The organism is Ruegeria sp. HKCCA6837 (assembly GCF_013034475.1).
GTDB lineage: Bacteria > Pseudomonadota > Alphaproteobacteria > Rhodobacterales > Rhodobacteraceae > Ruegeria.
Genome location: NZ_WQGD01000007.1, coordinates 36,848 through 56,229 on the forward strand (window position 1 = coordinate 36,848; position 19,382 = coordinate 56,229).

Below are 19,382 nucleotides of genomic sequence, written 5' to 3' on the forward strand. Positions count from 1 at the left end.
CCAATAAACTCACTTCACGCTTTGCCCATGTGGCGTGTGCCTACTGGGGTTTCAGGGGTTACACAGGTTTCCCCCACAAATCGTATTCCCCGGCTTCGTCCACTTCGACTGTGACAATGTCCCCTGGTTTGAGGTCTTCGAAACCTTCGTCAATGAACAAGTTTCCGTCGATCTCTGGTGCGTCTGCTTTAGTGCGGCAGGTGGCGGCTTCGTCATCGACCTCATCCACGATGACCTGCAAGGTCTGGCCGACTTTTGCCGCCAGTTTGGCTGCGGAAATCGCTTGGGCCTTTTCCATGAAGCGATCCCAGCGCTCTTGCTTGATTTCTGCCGGGACGTGATCGGGCAGGTCGTTCGACCGCGCGCCCTCAACATTTTCATACTGAAAGCAGCCGACGCGATCCAGTTGCGCTTCGTCCATCCAGTCCAGCAGAGTTTGGAATTCAGCTTCGGTCTCACCCGGATAACCGACAATAAAGGTCGACCGCAGGGTGATGTCCGGGCAAATATCGCGCCAGGCCCGGATTTCGTCCAGCGTTTTGGCTGCGGCGGCCGGGCGGGCCATACGTTTCAAAACGTCTGGGTGAGCGTGCTGGAAGGGAATATCCAGATAGGGCAGCACATTGCAGCCTGCATCCGCCATCAGTGGGATCAACTCGCGCACATGCGGGTAGGGGTAAACATAATGCAGGCGCACCCACGCCTCCAACTGTCCCAACTCCCGCGCCAGATCGGTGATATGGCTGCGCACGTCGCGGTCTTTCCACGGGTTCACATCATATTTCCGGTCCAGCCCATAGGCCGATGTGTCCTGCGAGATCACGAGCAGCTCGCGCACACCGTTATCGACCAGCTTCTCCGCCTCGCGCAGAACCGCATGGGCCGGGCGGCTGGCCAGTTTCCCGCGCATATCTGGGATGATGCAGAACTTGCATTTATGATTACAGCCTTCCGAGATCTTCAGATAGCTGTAGTGGCGCGGGGTCAATTGCACGCTGCTGGCTGGAAGTAGATCGACAAAAGGATCGGGCGCGGGTGGTACCGCAACATGCACCGCATCCAATACTTGTTCGTATTGATGCGGTCCGGTGACGGCCATAATGCGGGGATGATGTTCCCGGATGTAATCCGGTTCTGCCCCCAGGCATCCTGTGACGATGACTTTACCGTTTTCGACCAGGGCCTCTCCGATCGCGTCCAGCGATTCTGCCTTGGCGCTGTCCAGAAATCCGCAGGTGTTCACAATGACGGCATCAGCCCCGGCATAATCGGGTGAGATGCCGTATCCTTCGGCGCGAAGCCGGGTCAGGATGCGTTCGCTGTCCACCAACGCCTTGGGGCAACCCAGCGACACCATGCCGATGGTCGGCTGGTCGGAACGGGGTGTCTCGGTGATCCGGGCGGCTGGCGCCAGGTCGGGGCGGAGGTTTGGCGGGTTCGTTGTCATGGCGGGCGTATAGTGGGGAACGCTTCCCCTTGCAAATGTGACGTGTGATTTGAATGATCACGGCAATGATAAGCCAAAAGGCGGAGAGCAGATTATGAAATGGCTGATGCGCATCCTTTTTGTTGTGGTCGCAGTTCTGGGTCTGGTCATCGGCGCGCTTTTGCTGATGCCGGGTGACAAACTGGGCGCGATTCTGGCCGAGCAGGTGAAGGCGCAAACCGGGCGCGACCTGACGCTGAGCGGCGACGTGCGTCTGTCCTTCTGGCCTGTGCTGGGAATGGAAACCGGCCCGGTACGTTTTGGCAACGCAAGCTGGGCAGAGTCCGAGCCGATGCTGAGCGCCGACAGTCTTGCCGTTGGCGTGGACGCCGCCGCGTTGTGGAAAGGCGATCTGCGAATCAAACGTGTTTTTGCAGACAATCCCGTGTTGCGTCTGGAAACATCTGAAGGCCAGGTGAATTGGGAGTTTGGCACCTCTGCACCTGCTTCGACCACAAATAAGACCGAGTCCGCCGGGACCAACGAGGCGACAGGTGAGGTTACTTTGGATCAGCTAGAGCTGACCAACGCGCGGCTAATTTACGTTGAGAACGGCGCCACCCAGATGGATTTTTCTGGTGTGACACTGGCCGCAAGCTGGCCCGAGGTCACATCTCCCATGATCATGCAAGCCACAATGGCCGTGCCTGGCGGAGCCGTTGAAGTAGACTTGAAAATCCCGGACCTGCCTGCCTTTTCCGATGGCGACGTTACGGCGCTGGAACTCTCTTTGACTGCGCCGGGGGGCGAGATCGGGTTTGACGGGCGCGTCAATCTGGCTGGTGAAATGGACGGAACCACCAAAGTTGTGGCCCGGGACAGCGAAAGGATGTTTGCCGCATTTGGGCAGGCCGGTGTGTATATTCCACCGGGGCTGGGCCGAAAGGCCAACATCGTTGCGCACATGACCTATACGCAAGATGGGCGGATTTCTTTGCGGGATATGACCGCACAGCTGGATAACAACCGTTTCAAAGGCGAGGCGGACATCGCCATCTCGGATCCACCAAAGATCGTGGCGCGACTCGTTACAGGTGATTTTGATCTTTCGCGGATTTCTGAGTCTGAACCCACCAAGGGCGGCACGTCTAAGTCGAGTGAACCGCCAGTGGATGGGTGGTCGAAAGAGCCTATTGATGCATCCGTTCTGGCGCTGGCGAACGGTAAAATCCGTCTGACTGCAAACTCGATCGCAGTTCCGGGAATGACTTTTGGAAAAAGTGATCTGACCCTGTCTTTGGACCGATCACGCGCAGTTCTGGAAATGCATCCGGCCACATTATTTGCAGGTCAGTTGAACGGCCAGATGGTTGCCAACAATCGCAATGGCTTGTCCGTAGGCGGCAATATCACGGCCAGCGGGATTGATCTTAAACAGGCGCTCGCCACGCTTGTCGGGGTTGAACGGTTGTCCGGCTCGGCTGCGGGCAGTCTGGAGTTTCTGGGCGTTGGCCAGTCTGAGGATCAAATCATGCGCTCTCTCAGCGGTAAGGGGAATCTGGATGTCGGGTCAGGGGTGATTTCCGGATTCGATCTGGATCGGCTTATGGGGCGAGGAACCGGATCGGGCGGAACAACAGTTTTCAACAGCCTTACGGGCAGCTTCACAATGGATCAGGGTGTTCTGGCTAACAAAGACCTGCTGATGTCGCTGAAGAACTATCGCGCTGATGGGGCGGGACAAGTTGGGCTTGGCGCGCGGGATATTGATTACCTTTTCACGCCCGTAGCGCTTCGTGCCAATTCCGGACAGGGTATCTCGGTGCCGGTTCGTATTGTTGGTCCGTGGAGCAACCCGTCGATCAAGCCGGACCTGACCAAGGTCATCGAGGCGGCGGCAGATGTGAAGGTCAAGGAACTGGAAGACGATGCCAAGCAGAAGGTATTTGAGAAGGTCGGGAGTGAGTTGGATACAACCATCACCGACAGCAATCAAATCGAAGATGCGCTTAAGAAGAAGCTGGAAGACGAGGCGAAGAAAGGTCTGCTCAAGCTGCTTGGCGGAGATTGAGCTTGCTTGGCTTGGAGCACGATGATGCTCCAAGCCGATACATTCAGATGGTCTGGTCGTAATCACCAACACCCGGCTCGGTTCGGATGACGGCATCGATATCGGCAAAGATCGCGCGCATCTCAGCTTCGCTTTCGCTGCTTTCGCAAACAACCACCAGATTGGGGGTGTTGGACGATGCCCGCACCAACCCCCAACTGCCGTTGTCCAGAATAACGCGCGCGCCGTTGACTGTAACAACCTCCTTGATAGCGCGGCCCGCAAAGGTTTCGCTCGCTTCGCCTTTGGCAACCAGCTTGTCGACCAAGCGCTGAAGGATATCGTATTTCTCGGTGTCAGAGGCATAAGGTGACATGGTCGGGGTTGACCAGGTTTTTGGCAGCGCTTTGCGCAGGTCCGACATGCTTTGATCCGGGTTGCGGTCCATTAGCTTGCAGATCTCGACCGCCACGCGCATACCGCAGTCATAGCCACGCCCAACGGGCTCGGCCAGAAAGTAGTGGCCGGACTTTTCGAACCCGGCCAATGCGCCAATTTCTTTAACGCGTCGTTTCATGTGGCTGTGGCCGGTTTTCCAGTAATCCGCTTTGACATCCAAAGCCTTCAATTCGGGGTCACTGGCAAACAAGCCGGTGGATTTCACATCCGCGACAAAAGTCGATCCCGGATACAGCTTGGCCAGATCGCGGGCCATGATCACGCCCACCTTGTCTGCGAAAATCTCTTCACCCTCGTCATCGACGACACCGCAACGGTCGCCGTCCCCGTCAAACCCAAGCGCCAGATCGGCACCGCTGGATTTCACCGTGGCGGACATGTCGTGCAACATCTCCATCGCTTCGGGGTTCGGGTTGTAATGAGGGAAGGTATAGTCCAGCCGGTTGTGGCTGGGTACGACCTCGACCCCGATCCGCTCGAAAATCTCAGGCGCAAAGGCCGAGGCGGTGCCATTGCCAGTGGCACAGACCACCTTCAGCGGGCGGGACATTTTGAAATCACCGACGAGGTCATCGATGTAAGCTTCTTTCACGCCTCCGACGAATTCGTATGATGCACCTTCGTGCTGTTGGCCTTCACCGTTCAGCACGATATCGCGCAGTTCCGACATTTCATCCGGGCCATGGGTCAGAGGGCGATCAAAACCCATTTTCACACCGGTCCAGCCGTTTGGGTTGTGGCTGGCCGTGACCATCGCAACGGCAGGCACATCCAGATGAAACTGCGCGAAATAAGCCATCGGGCTGAGCGCGGGGCCAATATCCTTAACGCGGATACCGGCCTGCATCAGGCCAAGGATCAAAGCATTTTTGATCGCCAACGAATAATCGCGATAGTCGTTGCCAACGGCGATCACGGGCTCAATCCCGCGCCTGCGCATCTGGGTGCCCAGCCCTAAGCCCAGTGCAGTCATGCCGGGCAGGTTGATCTCTTCGGGGTATTTCCAGCGGGCATCATATTCGCGAAACCCGGTGGGTTTGATCATCGCGTCGCGCAGAAAGCTCCAGGTGTTGGGTGTCACCTCGGGGAGGGGTTTGGTCATAACAGGTCTCAATCGTTAAATCTGAATAGGATTCGCTTTGGCCAGCGCATCAAAACGCATCAATGTGTCAATAAGTTGGGGCATTTGGTCCAATGGGATCATGTTTGGGCCGTCAGACGGCGCTGTGTCAGGTTCTTGATGCGTTTCAATAAAAACTGCGCCAATTCCCAATGAAACAGCCGCCCGGGCCATCACGGGCGCGAACTCGCGCTGTCCGCCGGACGAACCGCCTTTTCCACCGGGTTGCTGGACCGAATGGGTCGCATCCATGACAACCGGATAGCCGGTTTTTGCCATTTGGGGCAGGCCGCGCATGTCTGCGACCAAGGTGTTGTATCCAAACGACGTGCCACGCTCGGTCAGCAGAATGTTCTGGTTTCCCGTGCTTTCGACCTTGTCGACGATATTCGTCATCTCCCAAGGGGCCAGGAATTGACCTTTCTTGACATTGACGGCCCTGCCGGTTTCACCAGCGGCCAGCAGCATGTCTGTCTGACGGCACAGGAAGGCTGGGATTTGCAGGACGTCCACCGCTTCGGCCGCGATAGCGCATTGTGCTTCGGTGTGAACATCTGTCAGGACCGGGATGCCCATCGTTTTGCGAATGTCATCCAGAACCTGCAGGCCCGCATCGATTCCCATGCCACGCTTGCCTGACAGTGACGTCCGGTTCGCTTTGTCATAAGACGCCTTGAACACATATTGCGCCCCAGCCGCATCACAGGCTTCTTTCATCTTGCCCGCAATCATTTGCGCGTGGTCTGCCGTTTCAAGCTGGCAGGGGCCTGCGATGATGGTCAGCGGAAGGTCATTGCCGACTGTCAGGTCGGAGATTTTTACATGTTTCATGGGTCTTATGAGGATACCTGTTCACGAAGGACCGACGCGGTAAGCGAGATCATCAGGTAGATACCAGCAAATAACAGGAATGCCAAAATCGTATTTTCGAACTTGCGCGGATAGGTGGGTTCCTGACTGGGAATAGGGTTCACCGAAACGGTCAGGTACCGAACTTGCCGGTTGGCTTCGGATCGGGTCGATTCCATTTGCTGCATTGCCGTTTGCAGCATCATGTCACGGGCGGCCAGATCAGCCTGGGCGATCTGTATGCGCACGCTCAGCCTTGCCAGCGAGTTTTCGCCGGCTGAGGCATCCAGCATTTCGGCATTCAGGTCTTCCAGCACTTTTTCCAACCGGGCGATATCGGCCTCAACCCCGTCAACTTTGGCTTTGTTTGGTCGAAGGTTGTCCAGCAGGGCGGCAAGCTCAAGCTCTTTGTCCTGAACCAATATTTCGATTTCGGTAATTCGGCTTCTCAGGCTGGCGATCACGTTTTCTGGGTCCAGAACCGCGCCCTGAAGCTGAAGCTCAATCAGTTCTTCCTGCGCTTGTTTGCGCGCCTCCTGCGCGGACTCAAAGCTCTGGATGGCGTCGCGCATCTGGTCTTCGCGCTTTTTCCCAGACAGCGCGTTCACCCGGTTTTCCGCATAGGAGATCAAACGTTCCGAAAACTCGGTAGAGGTTTGTGGATCCGGGGCGGCGACTTCCATCCGGATGACCCCTTCTGTTGGGTCATAGCCGATGGTGATCATACGTTTGAACAGTTTGTATGCGTCTTCCAACGAGGCATCGGGCGCCAGTCTCTGGATCGGGTCGATCCAATCTTGTTTGAAGACATCAGAAAATCCTGCGTCCTGATCCAGCAGCAGCAGCGCCTCTTTCGATTCAAGGAAAGACTGTACCGAAATCGAATCCTGTGTTGTGGCAAACTGGGTTCCCGCCAACAAGCCGCCGACGCTGCCTGGCCCGCCATCGGCCTGTAGGATCAAAAACTCGGAATCGCTGGCGTACATCGGAGTAGCGATGCGGTAGAAATAGAAGCCCACGACAAAGGTCGGCAGAAAAACAAAAACGGCCAGACGCGCAAATAAGGCAAACAGCTTGCGCCGACGTCTGCGGGCAATGTCTTTCTGTATTTCCCCAATCTCAAGGTTGCGGCGTTCAGTGGGGCTGAGCTCGGGTCCGGGTAGGTTGGATTTTTCCGCGCCTACGGCCTGCGGCAGTTTTATACTGACCTTGTCTTTGGCGTTATTGTTCTCGTTCTGAGCAGAGGGCTTGGCCGCAGCAAGATCCAGAAGATTTGTGCGTTGGAAAGGGTCGATGCCTTTCTGACGCAGCAGGCGCACGGCATCGTAATCCGAGGTCGCAGCCAGCCCATGTTTCTGCGCCAGCCTGCGCGCGATGCGCAATTGTCGGCCAGTCAGGCCCTCACGTTTGATGTCGTCCAGCTGCGCGCCCGGCTGGGCTTCATCTACAGAAGGCTGGCCTTGCGTTGCATTGCGAATGCGCGAGATCGCATCGGCCCGCGCCTCAGCCGAACCTTCGCTTGGCCGGTTGCGGTGCCCGCTATACTTTCTAACCTTGGGATTCGTAGTCATATAGCTGCTTAGCCTCTTCCAAGGATTCAAACATGTACAATTGACCGTTCAGCAAAACGGCGGCTTGCTGGGCAAACTTTTCCAACACAGACGAGCTGTGCGAAACGATGACCAGCGTTGTGGTCCTTAGTTTTTCTTTCAGGATTGATCCGGCCTTTTCGTTGAATTCGACATCCGTCGACGCAGGCATCCCTTCGTCGATCAGATACATGTCGAAATCCAGCGCCAGCATCAGTGAAAAGGTGAACCGGGATCGCATCCCGGCAGAATAGGTCGCAAGCGGCTGATCGAAATACTCACCCAACCCGCAGAGCCATTTGCAATAGGCTTCGACATAGTCCGGGTCCATGCCATAGATCTTGGCGATATAGCGCGCGTTCTCCAGCGCGGACAGTTTTCCCGACACACCACCGGTGAACCCCATGGGAAACGACACACGACATTCGCGACGGATCACGCCTTCGTCAGGTTTTTCCAAACCGGCCATCATGTTGATCAGCGTGGTTTTTCCGGTGCCGTTCGGGGCCAGAACGCCCAGCGACGTACCCAGTTCGACCCGGAACGAGACCTGATCCAGAATCACCTTGCGGCGTGTTCCGGTCCAGAAGGACTTGCTGACATTGTCGAACTCTAACATTCGGGGCCTGCTGCTCGTGTTCCGTGGCGTTGCCGTTCTTTGAGACGGCTGCAAAGGGTTATTTTTACCAATCCATGTTGGCTACATTATGTCGAATTATGAAACAAATGATCAATGCATTGCGGTAAAACCTGTGACAACTGCATTGGCGGTGTGGCTGGTGGACCCTATGTTCCCCATCGTGACACTTGGGCCGCAAGAGGTTTTGAATTCCGATGGACAGCCTTGCCGAGGAAATTCGCGCTTGCCGACTGTGTGCTGATAAGTTTGCGCAGACTGAAACAGCCCATGAACCCCGCCCGGTTGTTTGGTTCCGCGTTGGTACGCCCATTTTGATCGCAGGGCAGGCCCCAGGTGCGAAAGTGCACGAGTCGGGGCGGCCCTTTACCGATCCGTCAGGTGACAGGCTTCGGCAATGGTTGGGGATTGATGAGACGATCTTCTATGATCGTGACCGCGTGTCGATTGTACCTATGGCGTTCTGCTTTCCCGGTTACGATGCACGCAGCGCGGACCTTCCGCCGCCCGCCGTGTGCCGAAAGACCTGGCATGATCGGGTGATGAGCGTTTTGGGCCAGGTGCCGCTGACCGTTTTGGTTGGTGGTCATGCGCACAAGTATCACCTTGGTGCGCGAGGTTCGGTCACAAGCACCGTGCAAGGCTGGCAGGACCATGCGCCGCGGGTCTTTGCCTTGCCACATCCGTCCTGGCGCAATACGGCATGGTTGAAGAAAAACCCGTGGTTCGAGACCGAGCTTTTGCCGGTTCTGCGCGCGCGGGTCCAAGAGGTGTTGAATGACTGAAACCACGGCGTTGGACGCAGCACATGCCGCGATGCAGGCGGATCCGCGAAACGATGCCGCCCGGCTACGTTTCTTTGAGCGGCTTGCCGACAGCGAGCTGTTCCTGATGCTGACCGAGGAAGCGAAGGACGAGAATATCTCGCCCGAATTGTTCGACGTGGCGGATGGGCGCTTTGTGCTGGCTTTTGACCGAGAGGAACGGTTGGCGCAGTTCGCAGGTCGCCCTGTACCTTACGTGGCGCTTTCGGGACGGGTGCTCTCCGGGATGCTGGCAGGGCAGGCGATCGGGCTGGGCCTGAACCTGGAAACCGCGCCTTCATCGATGCTGGTGCCGGCAGAGGCATTGGGGTGGCTGGCCGAAACGCTGCAACACGATCCACAAGAGGTCGAGGAAAAACTGGCTGAATTCATGCCGCCGTCTGGCTTGCCCGATAGTTTGCTGACCGCCTTGGATGCCAAACTGGCAACCGCGGGCGGGCTGGCGCGCGCGGCCTATTTGGTTGCAACCAAGTCAGAGACCGGCGCACAGGGGCATATGTTGGGCTTTGTCGATGCAGTTGACGGGGCCGAGGCCGCGTTAGCCAAGGCCGCGTCCGAGGCGCTGACCTTTTCCGGGATCGAGGCTGGTGCAATGGATGTTGGTTTTTTCGCGGCCAGTGCGCCCACTGCCGCGTTGCTGGCCAAGGTGGGGCTTCGGTTTGATCTGCCTCAGCCGCAGGTGGCTGAGCCGATGCGGGAAGCCCCCGGCAGCGATCCGGACAACCCGCCAATTCTGAAGTAACCGACAAGACGCAAACACGCGGCGCACGTTGCACCGCGTGGTGTTTCGCTTGGAATGCGGTTACTCCGCAGCCGCTTCCAACTTGTCCTGCGTACGGTTTTCGAAATCGCTGGCGTCATGGCGCTCGTGAAGCTGCGTGTGCGGCTCGCCAAAGGCGCGGTTGACCATTCGACCACGCTGAACTGCTGGACGCGCGTCAATCTCTTTGGCCCAACGCATGACGTTCTTGTATGATTCAACATCCAGGAACTCGGCAGCACTGTAGAGGCGACCCAGAACCAGCTGGCCATACCACGGCCAGATCGCCATGTCGGCAATCGTGTACTCGTCTCCAGCGATGAAGGTCTTATCCGCCAATTCCCGATCCAGAACGTCTAGCTGGCGCTTGGTCTCCATCGCGAAACGATTGATCGGGTATTCCCATTTCTCGGGTGCATAGGCGTAGAAATGGCCGAACCCGCCGCCCAGATAGGGCGCGCTGCCCATCTGCCAGAACACCCAGTTCATCACTTCGGTCCGCTCAGGGCCGGACGCGGGCAGGAACGCTCCAAATTTTTCGGCCAGATGGAACAGGATCGAGGCGCTTTCGAACACGCGAACAGGCTCTTTGCCCGACCGATCCCAAAGGGCGGGGATTTTTGAGTTCGGGTTGGCATCGACAAAGCCTGAGCCAAACTGATCACCCTCACCGATGTTGATCAGCCAGGCGTTGTATTCGGCCCCCTCGTGGCCCAGCGCCAAAAGCTCTTCCAGCATCACAGTGACTTTCACACCGTTGGGCGTGGCCAGCGAATACAGCTGCAGGGGGTGGCGTCCCACAGGCAGGTCTTTGTCGTGGGTCGCACCGGCAATCGGCCGGTTGATATTGGCGAACTGGCCGCCGCTTTTACTGTCCCAGGTCCAGACCGCTGGGGGGGTGTAGGGGGATTGGTCGCTCATCTCTTGCCTTTCATGCCTATACCGTGGCTGTCTTACAGCTAATATTGCAAATCGCCGAGTCCAACCCGGTGCTTCAGGCTTTTTCTGTAACAATCCGCGACCAAACTCTCACGTTTTCCCGTGCGGGGTCACAGGGGCGTTAGGAGGACTACGAACCGCGCGTGAATCGCATATTGTCTTGGCAGACCTGCCATGACGGCTCCACGGACACAGTTGATATGAAAAGGATAGACCACATGAAACGCTTTGCATTGACCTTCGCTGCAGGCATGGCCTTGGCGGTACCCGCTTTTGCCGGACCTCAATATGTTGATGGAACCGGTTTTGCGGTTTCGGGCTATGACGTTGTTGCCTATCGCAGCCTGGATCAGGTTTCGATTGGGCAGTCGCAGCCAGAAGGTGTGCGCGGAAACGCTGATATAACCGCAGAATACAACGGCGCAACCTGGGCTTTCGCGACTGAAGAAAACCGTGACAAGTTCCTTGAGAACCCGGCCTATTATGCTCCGCAATATGATGGCCACTGCGCTTATGGTGTGTCCAAGGGCGGTAAAGTTCCAGCCAACCCTAACCTGTGGCGCATCGTCGATGACAAGCTTTATCTGAACATCACCGATGTGGTTGTTGGCTTCTGGGAAGAAGATGTGCCGGGCAACATCAACATCGCAGAAGGCAACTGGCCAGGCATCGAATCCTCGGACGCCTCGACCAATGTTATCCCAAAATTCACCTCGGAAGGCCCGGTTACCAACTGATCTCACAGCGAGAATGTGACAAGTTCAAAGCCCGGCTACCTTAGCCGGGCTTTTTGCGATCAGCCCGCTAGCCAGAATTGATCCCGGATGTCCTGATCGGCGTCAAACCGGATCTTCACGCTCTTGGCCCCTGGAAATTTGCGTTCACGGATCGTGTCCGGGATCACCACCTCTCCGGCGCCGGTATCCTTGGACTGAAAGCTCAGGATCTCTGCCTCGGTATGTCGCGCACCGCTTAGCACCGTGGTCGGCAGAGCCACCCGATTTGCGCCATGATGCACAGGCGTGGTGACGAAGTAGGTCAAATGCCGACCGTAGCAGCCAACTGCGTCCGGTACATGGTCCGATACGCACGCTTCGGGTATGCCTGGTGCATCATCTTCGCCGTGTCGATGTGACAACACCTGATCGGGACTTAGCATTGCCTTGCAGGCCGAAATTTCTTCCTGCGGAAGTTCAATGATCCGCTTTTTCAAACGGGGACGGCGCGGCTGAGTCGGGCCAGCATTGCCCCCACCTTTTTTTGCCAAACCCTCTTTCCGCAGAAAGTCATAGGCGGCCTTGGCGCGTGAAAACCCAGAACTGTCCCCTTCCCTGTGATCGGGATGCGAATGAAAGGCGATCTGTCGCCACGCCTCTCGGATTTCGCGGGAACTGGCAGATGGGGGTAATCCCAAATCTGCAAGGGCATCGGTGCGCGCACGCACTTTATCTACAGGTTCCATACTCAAAACACTCATTACAAACTATACGCCCCAAGTGTCGCCCTGGACATAGTTTTGTCAATTTTCGGGGTGGATTTGCGGGGGTGCGGATAACAATTGGGATCTTGAGATTCAATTGTCGCGAAAACTGTGAATTTGGTTATGAGAGTGTGAAACAGTTTGCACAAAGCAGGATGAAAATCGCCCGAGTGTGAACGTAACCCGGGCGAATCATTGATGATTTTGGTAAGTCAGGCGACGTTTTCCAGTTCAACCTGCGGCGTAATGCCGAGTGCGAAACATACATCCCGCGTCAGTTCCGGGCGGTTGAGGGTGTAGAAATGCAGCTTATCCACGCCGCCATCGATCAGATCTGAACACAGCTCGGTGCATATCGCTGTTGCCAGCAAATCTTCACGCCTGTCGCGCACAGCTTTTTCAAAGGCGTTTTCGACCCACACAGGAATATGTGTGCCGCAGCGCTTGGCGAAATTGCGGGCACCTGCCCAGTTCTCGATCGGCAGAATGCCGGGCACAATCGGCTTATCGATGCCCGCTTTGGCGCAGGCGTCACGGAACCGAAAGAAGGTTTCAGCCTCGAAGAAAAACTGCGTCAGAGCTTCATCAGCACCAGCGTCCAGCTTGGCCTTCAGCCAATCCACATCCGCAGCCAAATCGGCAGCTTCGGGGTGTTTGTCAGGATAGGCGCCGACGCGAATGCTGAACATCTCGGTTTCGGCCAGGGCTTCGATCAACTCAACCGAATTGGCAAACCCGTCGGGGTGGGGTTCGAATTTGTCCTGACCCTTCGGCGGGTCACCGCGCAGGGCGACAATGTCCTGCACACCGGCACGCGCAAACGTGTCGGCGATCTCCAATGTTTCCTGCCGTGAGGCATCGACGCAGGTCAGATGTGCAGCGACGTTCAACCCCGACGACTTATGCAAGGTCGAGACCGCGTCGCGTGTAAGTTCACGTGTCGTGCCACCTGCACCATAGGTGACCGAAACAAAGCGAGGGTCCAATGGAGCCAAGGTCTGAACCGTGTCCCAAAGACGAAAAGAGGCTTCCAGAGTTTTGGGCGGAAAGAACTCAAAGGAAATTTCAGGTTTGGACATAACGGCCTCGCTGGATCATCTGAGCCTCTTGTGCCATGGCGAGCAATGTGAGACAAACTCATATTATTCAACAACAACATGAATGCTGTTCGAAATGCACATTGAGTTCCGGCACCTCCGTACAATCAAAGCGATCCATGAATGCGGTGGGCTGGCCCGTGCAGCAGACCAGTTGAACATCACTCAGTCTGCGTTAAGTCATCAGATCAAAGGGTTAGAGGATCAGGCGGGGGTCGAACTGTTTCTGCGCCGCTCGAAACCCATGAAACTGTCGGCCGCCGGGTTGCGCTTGCTTCGCTTGGCTGAACAGATCCTGCCGCAGGTTGAGGCCGCTCAGCATGAATTTTCTTCGCTGAGGGACGGGCGCACCGGGCGGATGCATATCGCAATCGAATGCCACGCCTGTTTCGAATGGCTGTTTCCGGTGCTCGAAGCCTTCAGAAAGTCTTGGGGCGATGTCGATGTGGACATCCGCCCAGGTCTGGCCTTTGACGCGCTTCCGGCCTTGCAAAAGGAAGAGGTAGATCTGGTGGTCTCGTCCGACCCCGAAGACCTGCCGGGTGTCGAGTTTGTGGAGCTGTTTGACTACAACGCTGTCTTTGTGGCGGCTTCAACCCATCCCCTGGCTGAAAAAGAGTATATCGAGGCCGAAGATTTTCGGGGACAAACCCTGATCACCTATCCGGTCGAGCGCACGCGTCTGGATGTGTTCAGCCAGTTGCTGATCCCTGCACGGGTTGAGCCCGCAACAATCCGCCAAGTGGAACTGACCGCCGTAATACTGCTGCTGGTCGCGTCAAACCGGGGGGTTTCGGTCCTGCCGGATTGGGTTGTGCGCGAGGTGAAATATAACTCGGATTACGTGACCCGACCCCTGACAAAAGAAGGGATCACGCGACGCCTGTACGCTGCGATCCGGTCGGAGGATCTTGAGAAACCTTACGTTCAGGAACTGGTGAAACTGGCCCGAGATGAGGCGCGCAAGCTGCAATCCCAGTAACGGCGTTTTCCGGGGGTCTGTTATGCGTATCATTCCTCTTGGCAAGGGCGCATTGCAGCAGTATACGCGCGGTTTGACCGGACAGGAGCCTTTTGACAATGGTTGGCAGTGCAAATCTCAACATCATGATCAAAGCCGCGCGCAAAGCGGGGCGTTCTTTGGTCAAGGATTTCCGTGAAGTCGAGAATTTGCAGGTGTCGATGAAAGGCGCGGGAGACTTCGTCTCAAAGGCCGATATCGCAGCCGAAGCCATCCTGAAAGAAGAGTTGCTGGGCGCGCGTCCAACCTATGGCTGGCTGGCCGAAGAAGGTGGCGCGATTGACGGCGAAGATCCGACCCGCCGCTGGATTGTCGATCCGTTGGATGGCACCACCAACTTCCTGCACGGCCTGCCGCATTGGGCGATCTCAATCGCTCTTGAACACAAGGGCAAGATTGTTGCCGGTGTGATCTATGACGCTGCCAAGGATGAAATGTTCTTTGCTGAGAAGGGCGAGGGTGCATGGATGAACGACACCCGCATTCGCGTGTCGGGCCGTCACCGCATGATCGAGTCGGTCTTCGCGACTGGTCTGCCCTTTGGGGGTCGTTCGGATCTGCCCGCGACCCTGCAAGACCTGGCGCGTTTGATGCCCGCTTGCGCCGGTGTGCGCCGCTGGGGTGCTGCTGCGCTTGATATGGCGTATGTCGCCGCTGGCCGGTACGAAGGTTTCTGGGAACGCCGCCTGAACGCATGGGATCTGGCGGCTGGTATCATCATCGTGAAAGAGGCAGGCGGCTTCGTGCAGGCACTGAACCCCGAAGGCAATGTGCTGGAGGATGGTGAAGTGATTTGCTCGAACGAACCGATCTTTGATCAGTTCGCCAAAGTGATCCGGGGCTGAGCCGCTCTTAACTTTACCGGCGCGGAACACGCGGAATACGTGACCGCGAAAGCTTGTACTTCGCTTCCGGGTGGGGCGGGTGCCCGCGGGTGCGGTCCCAGAACTGCGCGCCTCCACGCCGCAGCCAAAGCGGTATGCACAGGATCAAACCCACGGCAAAGCCTCCGGTATGGGCCCAATAGGCAATACCGCCTTCGTCTGGATTGCTGGTGATGCTGCCAAAGAACTGTATCGCCAGCCAGATCCCCAGCATGATGAAGGCCGGAATGGTGAAGACCCTGAAATAGACGATCAGGATCAGCAGGATATCCACCCGTGCTTTCGGAAACAGCAGCAGATACCCGCCCATCACACCTGCAATCGCGCCCGAGGCGCCAACGGTCGGCACCTGAGAGTCCGGCCCAGTAATGATGTGAATGAGGCCAGCGCCAATCCCAGCTGCCAGATAGAACAGAAGGAAGGGCAGGTGGCCCATCTCGTCTTCCAGGTTGTCTCCGAAGATCCATAAGAACAGCATGTTTCCCGCCAGATGCGTCCAGCCGCCGTGCAGGAACATGGATGTCACAAGGGTTTCCAACCCAAACCCGTCGCTGACCCGCGCCGGGATGATGGCGTAGTCATAAAACAGCCTGCTGATCTTCGGCCCTTCATCCATGATCCCCACATAGCTGAGAAAGATCAGGATGTTGGCGGCCATCAGGGCATATACAACGTAAGGCGTGCGCCCCGAAGGGTTATGGTCACGGATCGGAAACATGATGAGACGCTGGGCTTTTGCGCGCCCAGCGTCAATGCAAGCTTATGCCGCACCTCCCAACAACGCAGCGTTTCCGCCCGCAGCTGTCGTGTCGACGCAGACATGACGTTCGCCCAGAACCCGCGCACGGTCGGGCTTGCCGGGGATCAGCGGCAGAATTGGGCCGTCGCGGCGCGCCAGATGCTGCTCGATCTGCCGGGCTGTTTCGTCATCCCCCCACCACAACACGCCTGAGATGTCGGTCAGGTTTTCCAACCGGTGCAGGTCCAGCATCCCGATCGCTTGAATGACCGTACCGCCAAGCGCCTGAACAGCCTCGGCCTGCGCGCGCGCTGCGGCCTCTCCAGGGCCCATACACAGCAAGGGTGAGCGTGGGTATTCGCTCAGGCGGTTCGATTCACCTGTGGGACCGGGCAAGGATTGAGTTTTGACCGGCACAGGCTGCCCTTGAGGGGCGGGCAAGTCGGCTACAGCACCCCAGGTATCCGCCGTATTTTGACGATCCGGCGCGCAGAAGCGGGCCATGTAGTTCGGCCCACCCGCCTTGGGGCCGGTGCCCGAAAGCCCTTCGCCCCCAAAGGGCTGAGAGCCAACGATGGCGCCGATCTGGTTGCGGTTCACATAGATGTTGCCCGCATGGATCGCCTCGGTCACATGCTGCACCCGGTCGTCGATGCGCGTGTGCAGTCCAAAGGTCAGCCCGTATCCAGTGGCGTTTATTTCGGCGATGACCTTGTCGATCTCCTGCGCCTTGAATCGGGCCACGTGCAGCACAGGACCGAAAATCTCGCGTTCCAGCGCGGCAATACCAGAAACCTCGATCAGGGTAGGGGCAACAAAAGTGCCTTCGGGCGGCAGCGGAAGCTCTTTCAGAACCCGCCCTTCGCTGCGCGCTTTGGCCACGTGATCAGCTATGCCTTGCCGGGCCTGCTCGTCGATCACCGGGCCGCAATCGGTTGAGATCAGCCAAGGGTCTCCGATGCTCAGCGCGTCCATTGCCCCTTTGAGCATGGTCAGAACGTCTTCGGCGATGTCTTCCTGCAGGTACAGGCACCGCAGGGCTGAACAACGCTGGCCCGCCGACTGAAAAGCGCTTTCGATGATTGATTGTACTGCTTGTTCGGGCAGGGCCGTGCTGTCGATGATCATGGCGTTCAAGCCGCCAGTTTCCGCGATCAGCGGCGTACCGGGGCGCATGCTCTCGGCCATCGCGGCCCTGATTTTGAGCGCGGTGGCTGTCGACCCGGTGAAGGCCACACCCGAAATGCGTTCATCCGACGTCAGCGCTGCGCCTACAGCAGGTCCTCCGGGCAGCAATTGCAGTGCGTCGCGTGGTACGCCCGCCTCATGCATCAATTGAATCGCGCGATGCGCAACCAAAGGCGTCTGAGGCGCAGGTTTGGCCAACACAGCATTTCCGGTGGCCAGCGCCGCTGCGATCTGCCCTGAGAAAATGGCCAGAGGGAAGTTCCACGGGCTGATACAGGTGAAAATACCCGCAGGCTTGGCCGCAGGAATGTTGGCCGCGTAATACCGTAGGAAGTCCACCGCCTCGCGCAGTTCCGCCACAGCGTCAGGCAGGGATTTCCCGGCTTCGCGAGCAAGAAGGGCGAAAAGCTCGCCATAGTTCGCTTCATAAAGATCGGCAGCAGCGTTCAGAACGCGCGAACGCTCAGCAGCCGGTGTGTCCCAGGGGTTGGCCGAGGCCAGGGCCAACTCTACATCCGCCGCGCTGGCTGGCGCAACGAATCCGGGCCGGTCCTGCGGGTTGGCCGGGTTGGTAACAGGTTCTTCGGCCTCTGGTTTGGCCTTGTCGGCCAATAGAGGTTGAGCAAACCAGTGATAGACCCGGAACCCATCCCGCGCCGCCTCGATCCGATCCAGAGTGGGCGTGTGGTGCAGATCAAACCCTTTGGAGTTAGGGCGTTCTGGTTGAAACAGCTCGGGTCCTGTCGGCAGGGCGGGCGGCGGCGTCTTTACAGTGACAAACGGATCTGCGGCGACCTCTTCCGGGGGCACGTTTTCATCGACGATCTGGTTGACGAAAGACGAGTTTGCTCCGTTTTCCAACAGGCGTCGCACTAGATATGCCAGCAGGTCACGATGCGCCCCGACCGGCGCATAAATCCGGCACCGGGTGTTCTGTTTGTTCATCACGATCTGATGCAAAGTTTCGCCCATGCCATGCAGGCGCTGGAACTCATAAGGTTGATCGTCGGCCATATGCAGGATGGCGCTGACCGTATGGGCGTTGTGGGTGGCAAATTGCGGGTAGATCCGGTCGGTCATGTTCAGCAGTTTGCGGGCATTGGCGATGTACGAGACATCGGTTGCTGCCTTGTGGGTGAACACTGGAAACCCATCCACGCCTTCGACTTGCGCGCGTTTGATCTCGGTGTCCCAATAGGCCCCTTTGACCAGGCGCACCATCAGCTTGCGGTCGTGGCGCTGCGCCATGTCGTACAGCGTATCCAGAACCAGCCCGGCGCGCGGTCCGTAAGCCTGCACCACGATACCGAACCCGTGCCACCCGGCGAGGGCCGGATCAGACATGACCGCTTCGATAACCTGCAGCGATAGCGACAGGCGGTCTGCCTCTTCTGCATCGACGTTCAGACCCATGCCGGCGGCTTTGGCCAGCAGTGCCAGAGCCCGCAGTCGCGGGACCAACTCGTCCATGACCCTCTGTTCCTGCGCCAGCTCATAGCGAGGATGCAGGGCGGACAGCTTGACCGAGATACCTGGATTGGCACGGATGTCGTCATGGGTGCAAGCATCGGCAATGGCCGAAATAGCGCGGGAGTATGACAGGTGATAGCGCGCTGCGTCCGCCTCGGTCCGCGCGGCTTCGCCCAGCATGTCGTAGGAATAGGTATAGCCCTTTCCCTCCATTCCACGGGCGCGATCCATCGCGGATTGAATGGATTCACCCAGAACGAATTGCCGTCCCATTTCCTTCATCGCTCGGGCCACGGCGGTTCGGATCACTGGCTCACCCAGTCGTTTTATGGCCCCTCGCAATGCCCCGACCGGAGAGGCTTTGCCCTCGTCCAGAACTTTACCGGTCAGCATCAGCGCCCACGTGGACGCGTTCACCAGCGATGACGAGGATTTTCCCAGATGTTTGCCCCAGTCGGACGGAGCGATCTTGTCATCTATCAACGCGTCGATAGTGTCAGCATCCGGCACGCGCAGCAACGCTTCGGCCAAACACATCAATGCGATGCCTTCATCAGTAGACAGGCCGTATTCGGCCAGAAACACTTCCATCAACCCCGGCGAAGTGCTGGAGCGGATGTCGCGAACCAACTGCGCCGCGGCGGCGCAGATTATGACACGATCTGCATCCGTCAGGTCTGCTTGAGTGATCAGGGTATCAAGGACAGCCGATTGATCGGCATAGGTTGGCGTGTCGATAAGTGTGCGCAGGCTGTGTGACATGAGTCCTCCGGTCTTTGCGCTAATATAGGGTGGAAAATACAGGACAATGGCCCAAAATTTATGTATCCGAAGGCAAGTGTTCTGATTT

At 57.6% G+C, this 19,382-nt stretch carries 16 protein-coding genes; 6 read left to right on the forward strand and 10 right to left on the reverse strand.

Annotation, left to right across the window (positions count from 1 at the left end):
* Positions 1-58: 58 nt before the first annotated feature.
* A complete protein-coding gene (gene rimO, locus GOV91_RS11715; protein ID WP_171235635.1) occupies positions 59-1,447 on the reverse strand; it encodes a 30S ribosomal protein S12 methylthiotransferase RimO in 1,389 nt (462 codons plus the stop codon).
* 94 nt (positions 1,448-1,541) lie between these two features.
* Between rimO and GOV91_RS11720 the strand changes: the two genes are divergently transcribed.
* Entirely contained in the window at positions 1,542-3,497 is a 1,956-nt protein-coding gene (locus GOV91_RS11720) for an AsmA family protein (RefSeq protein ID WP_171235636.1), read from the forward strand.
* A gap of 43 nt (positions 3,498-3,540) precedes the next feature.
* Here the strand turns inward: GOV91_RS11720 and GOV91_RS11725 are convergent, their stop codons facing one another.
* From GOV91_RS11725 to GOV91_RS11740, 4 genes are read right to left on the reverse strand one after another with little or no spacing between them, the layout of a single operon-like run.
* Positions 3,541-5,037: a phosphomannomutase/phosphoglucomutase gene (locus GOV91_RS11725; protein ID WP_171235637.1), complete on the reverse strand. Its 1,497-nt coding sequence runs from the start codon at positions 5,035-5,037 to the stop codon at positions 3,541-3,543.
* A gap of 15 nt (positions 5,038-5,052) precedes the next feature.
* Entirely contained in the window at positions 5,053-5,886 is an 834-nt protein-coding gene (gene kdsA, locus GOV91_RS11730) for a 3-deoxy-8-phosphooctulonate synthase (RefSeq protein ID WP_171176058.1), read from the reverse strand.
* Between the two features lie 5 nt (positions 5,887-5,891).
* A complete protein-coding gene (locus GOV91_RS11735; protein ID WP_171235638.1) occupies positions 5,892-7,475 on the reverse strand; it encodes a capsule biosynthesis protein in 1,584 nt (527 codons plus the stop codon).
* Positions 7,453-8,112: an ABC transporter ATP-binding protein gene (locus tag GOV91_RS11740; RefSeq protein WP_171176054.1), complete on the reverse strand. Its 660-nt coding sequence runs from the start codon at positions 8,110-8,112 to the stop codon at positions 7,453-7,455. Before GOV91_RS11740 ends, GOV91_RS11735 begins: the two co-directional genes overlap by 23 nt.
* Positions 8,113-8,327: 215 nt before the next feature.
* On the opposite strand from GOV91_RS11740, the gene GOV91_RS11745 reads away from it, so the two are divergent.
* Both GOV91_RS11745 and GOV91_RS11750 read left to right on the forward strand, forming a co-directional pair.
* The gene (locus GOV91_RS11745) at positions 8,328-8,915 is read left to right on the forward strand and encodes a uracil-DNA glycosylase family protein (RefSeq protein ID WP_171176053.1); all 588 of its coding nucleotides are present in this window, start codon (positions 8,328-8,330) and stop codon (positions 8,913-8,915) included.
* The gene (locus tag GOV91_RS11750; protein WP_171235639.1) at positions 8,908-9,696 is read left to right on the forward strand and encodes an SseB family protein; all 789 of its coding nucleotides are present in this window, start codon (positions 8,908-8,910) and stop codon (positions 9,694-9,696) included. The genes GOV91_RS11745 and GOV91_RS11750 overlap by 8 nt, the downstream gene beginning before the upstream one ends.
* A gap of 60 nt (positions 9,697-9,756) precedes the next feature.
* On the opposite strand, the gene yghU is transcribed toward GOV91_RS11750, so the two are convergent.
* Complete coding sequence (yghU, locus tag GOV91_RS11755) at positions 9,757-10,635, reverse strand: glutathione-dependent disulfide-bond oxidoreductase (protein WP_171235640.1); 879 nt, start codon at positions 10,633-10,635, stop codon at positions 9,757-9,759.
* Positions 10,636-10,871: 236 nt separating this feature from the next.
* Between yghU and GOV91_RS11760 the strand changes: the two genes are divergently transcribed.
* Positions 10,872-11,390: a YHS domain-containing (seleno)protein gene (locus GOV91_RS11760; RefSeq protein WP_171235641.1), complete on the forward strand. Its 519-nt coding sequence runs from the start codon at positions 10,872-10,874 to the stop codon at positions 11,388-11,390.
* Between the two features lie 59 nt (positions 11,391-11,449).
* On the opposite strand, the gene GOV91_RS11765 is transcribed toward GOV91_RS11760, so the two are convergent.
* Both GOV91_RS11765 and metF read right to left on the reverse strand, forming a co-directional pair.
* Positions 11,450-12,115 carry a J domain-containing protein gene (locus GOV91_RS11765; RefSeq protein ID WP_171235642.1) on the reverse strand — a complete coding sequence of 222 codons (666 nt, stop codon included), beginning with the start codon at positions 12,113-12,115 and terminating at the stop codon, positions 11,450-11,452.
* Positions 12,116-12,345: 230 nt separating this feature from the next.
* Positions 12,346-13,212, reverse strand: a complete 867-nt coding sequence (gene metF, locus GOV91_RS11770; protein WP_171235643.1) for a methylenetetrahydrofolate reductase [NAD(P)H] — start codon at positions 13,210-13,212, stop codon at positions 12,346-12,348.
* A 94-nt stretch (positions 13,213-13,306) separates the two neighbouring features.
* Between metF and GOV91_RS11775 the strand changes: the two genes are divergently transcribed.
* Positions 13,307-14,212, forward strand: coding sequence for a LysR family transcriptional regulator (locus tag GOV91_RS11775; protein WP_171176278.1), 906 nt, complete (start codon positions 13,307-13,309; stop codon positions 14,210-14,212).
* A gap of 98 nt (positions 14,213-14,310) precedes the next feature.
* Positions 14,311-15,096, forward strand: a complete 786-nt coding sequence (locus GOV91_RS11780; RefSeq protein WP_171235644.1) for an inositol monophosphatase family protein — start codon at positions 14,311-14,313, stop codon at positions 15,094-15,096.
* Between the two features lie 13 nt (positions 15,097-15,109).
* Here the strand turns inward: GOV91_RS11780 and GOV91_RS11785 are convergent, their stop codons facing one another.
* Both GOV91_RS11785 and putA read right to left on the reverse strand, forming a co-directional pair.
* The gene (locus tag GOV91_RS11785) at positions 15,110-15,853 is read right to left on the reverse strand and encodes a rhomboid family intramembrane serine protease (RefSeq protein WP_171235645.1); all 744 of its coding nucleotides are present in this window, start codon (positions 15,851-15,853) and stop codon (positions 15,110-15,112) included.
* A 42-nt stretch (positions 15,854-15,895) separates the two neighbouring features.
* Positions 15,896-19,294, reverse strand: coding sequence for a bifunctional proline dehydrogenase/L-glutamate gamma-semialdehyde dehydrogenase PutA (gene putA / locus GOV91_RS11790; RefSeq protein WP_171235646.1), 3,399 nt, complete (start codon positions 19,292-19,294; stop codon positions 15,896-15,898).
* Between the last annotated feature and the right edge of the window lie 88 nt (positions 19,295-19,382).

Coding starts and splice junctions, on each gene's coding strand:
- GOV91_RS11760 (WP_171235641.1), top strand. CDS start 10,872: ATGAAACGCTTTGCATTGACCTTCGCTGCAGGCATGGCCTTGGCGGTA.
- GOV91_RS11720 (WP_171235636.1), top strand. CDS start 1,542: ATGAAATGGCTGATGCGCATCCTTTTTGTTGTGGTCGCAGTTCTGGGT.
- GOV91_RS11725 (WP_171235637.1), bottom strand. CDS start 5,037: ATGACCAAACCCCTCCCCGAGGTGACACCCAACACCTGGAGCTTTCTG.
- GOV91_RS11775 (WP_171176278.1), top strand. CDS start 13,307: ATGCACATTGAGTTCCGGCACCTCCGTACAATCAAAGCGATCCATGAA.
- yghU (WP_171235640.1), bottom strand. CDS start 10,635: ATGAGCGACCAATCCCCCTACACCCCCCCAGCGGTCTGGACCTGGGAC.
- putA (WP_171235646.1), bottom strand. CDS start 19,294: ATGTCACACAGCCTGCGCACACTTATCGACACGCCAACCTATGCCGAT.
- kdsA (WP_171176058.1), bottom strand. CDS start 5,886: ATGAAACATGTAAAAATCTCCGACCTGACAGTCGGCAATGACCTTCCG.
- GOV91_RS11740 (WP_171176054.1), bottom strand. CDS start 8,112: ATGTTAGAGTTCGACAATGTCAGCAAGTCCTTCTGGACCGGAACACGC.
- GOV91_RS11745 (WP_171176053.1), top strand. CDS start 8,328: ATGGACAGCCTTGCCGAGGAAATTCGCGCTTGCCGACTGTGTGCTGAT.
- rimO (WP_171235635.1), bottom strand. CDS start 1,447: ATGACAACGAACCCGCCAAACCTCCGCCCCGACCTGGCGCCAGCCGCC.
- GOV91_RS11735 (WP_171235638.1), bottom strand. CDS start 7,475: ATGACTACGAATCCCAAGGTTAGAAAGTATAGCGGGCACCGCAACCGG.
- GOV91_RS11785 (WP_171235645.1), bottom strand. CDS start 15,853: ATGTTTCCGATCCGTGACCATAACCCTTCGGGGCGCACGCCTTACGTT.
- metF (WP_171235643.1), bottom strand. CDS start 13,212: ATGTCCAAACCTGAAATTTCCTTTGAGTTCTTTCCGCCCAAAACTCTG.
- GOV91_RS11750 (WP_171235639.1), top strand. CDS start 8,908: ATGACTGAAACCACGGCGTTGGACGCAGCACATGCCGCGATGCAGGCG.
- GOV91_RS11765 (WP_171235642.1), bottom strand. CDS start 12,115: ATGGAACCTGTAGATAAAGTGCGTGCGCGCACCGATGCCCTTGCAGAT.
- GOV91_RS11780 (WP_171235644.1), top strand. CDS start 14,311: ATGGTTGGCAGTGCAAATCTCAACATCATGATCAAAGCCGCGCGCAAA.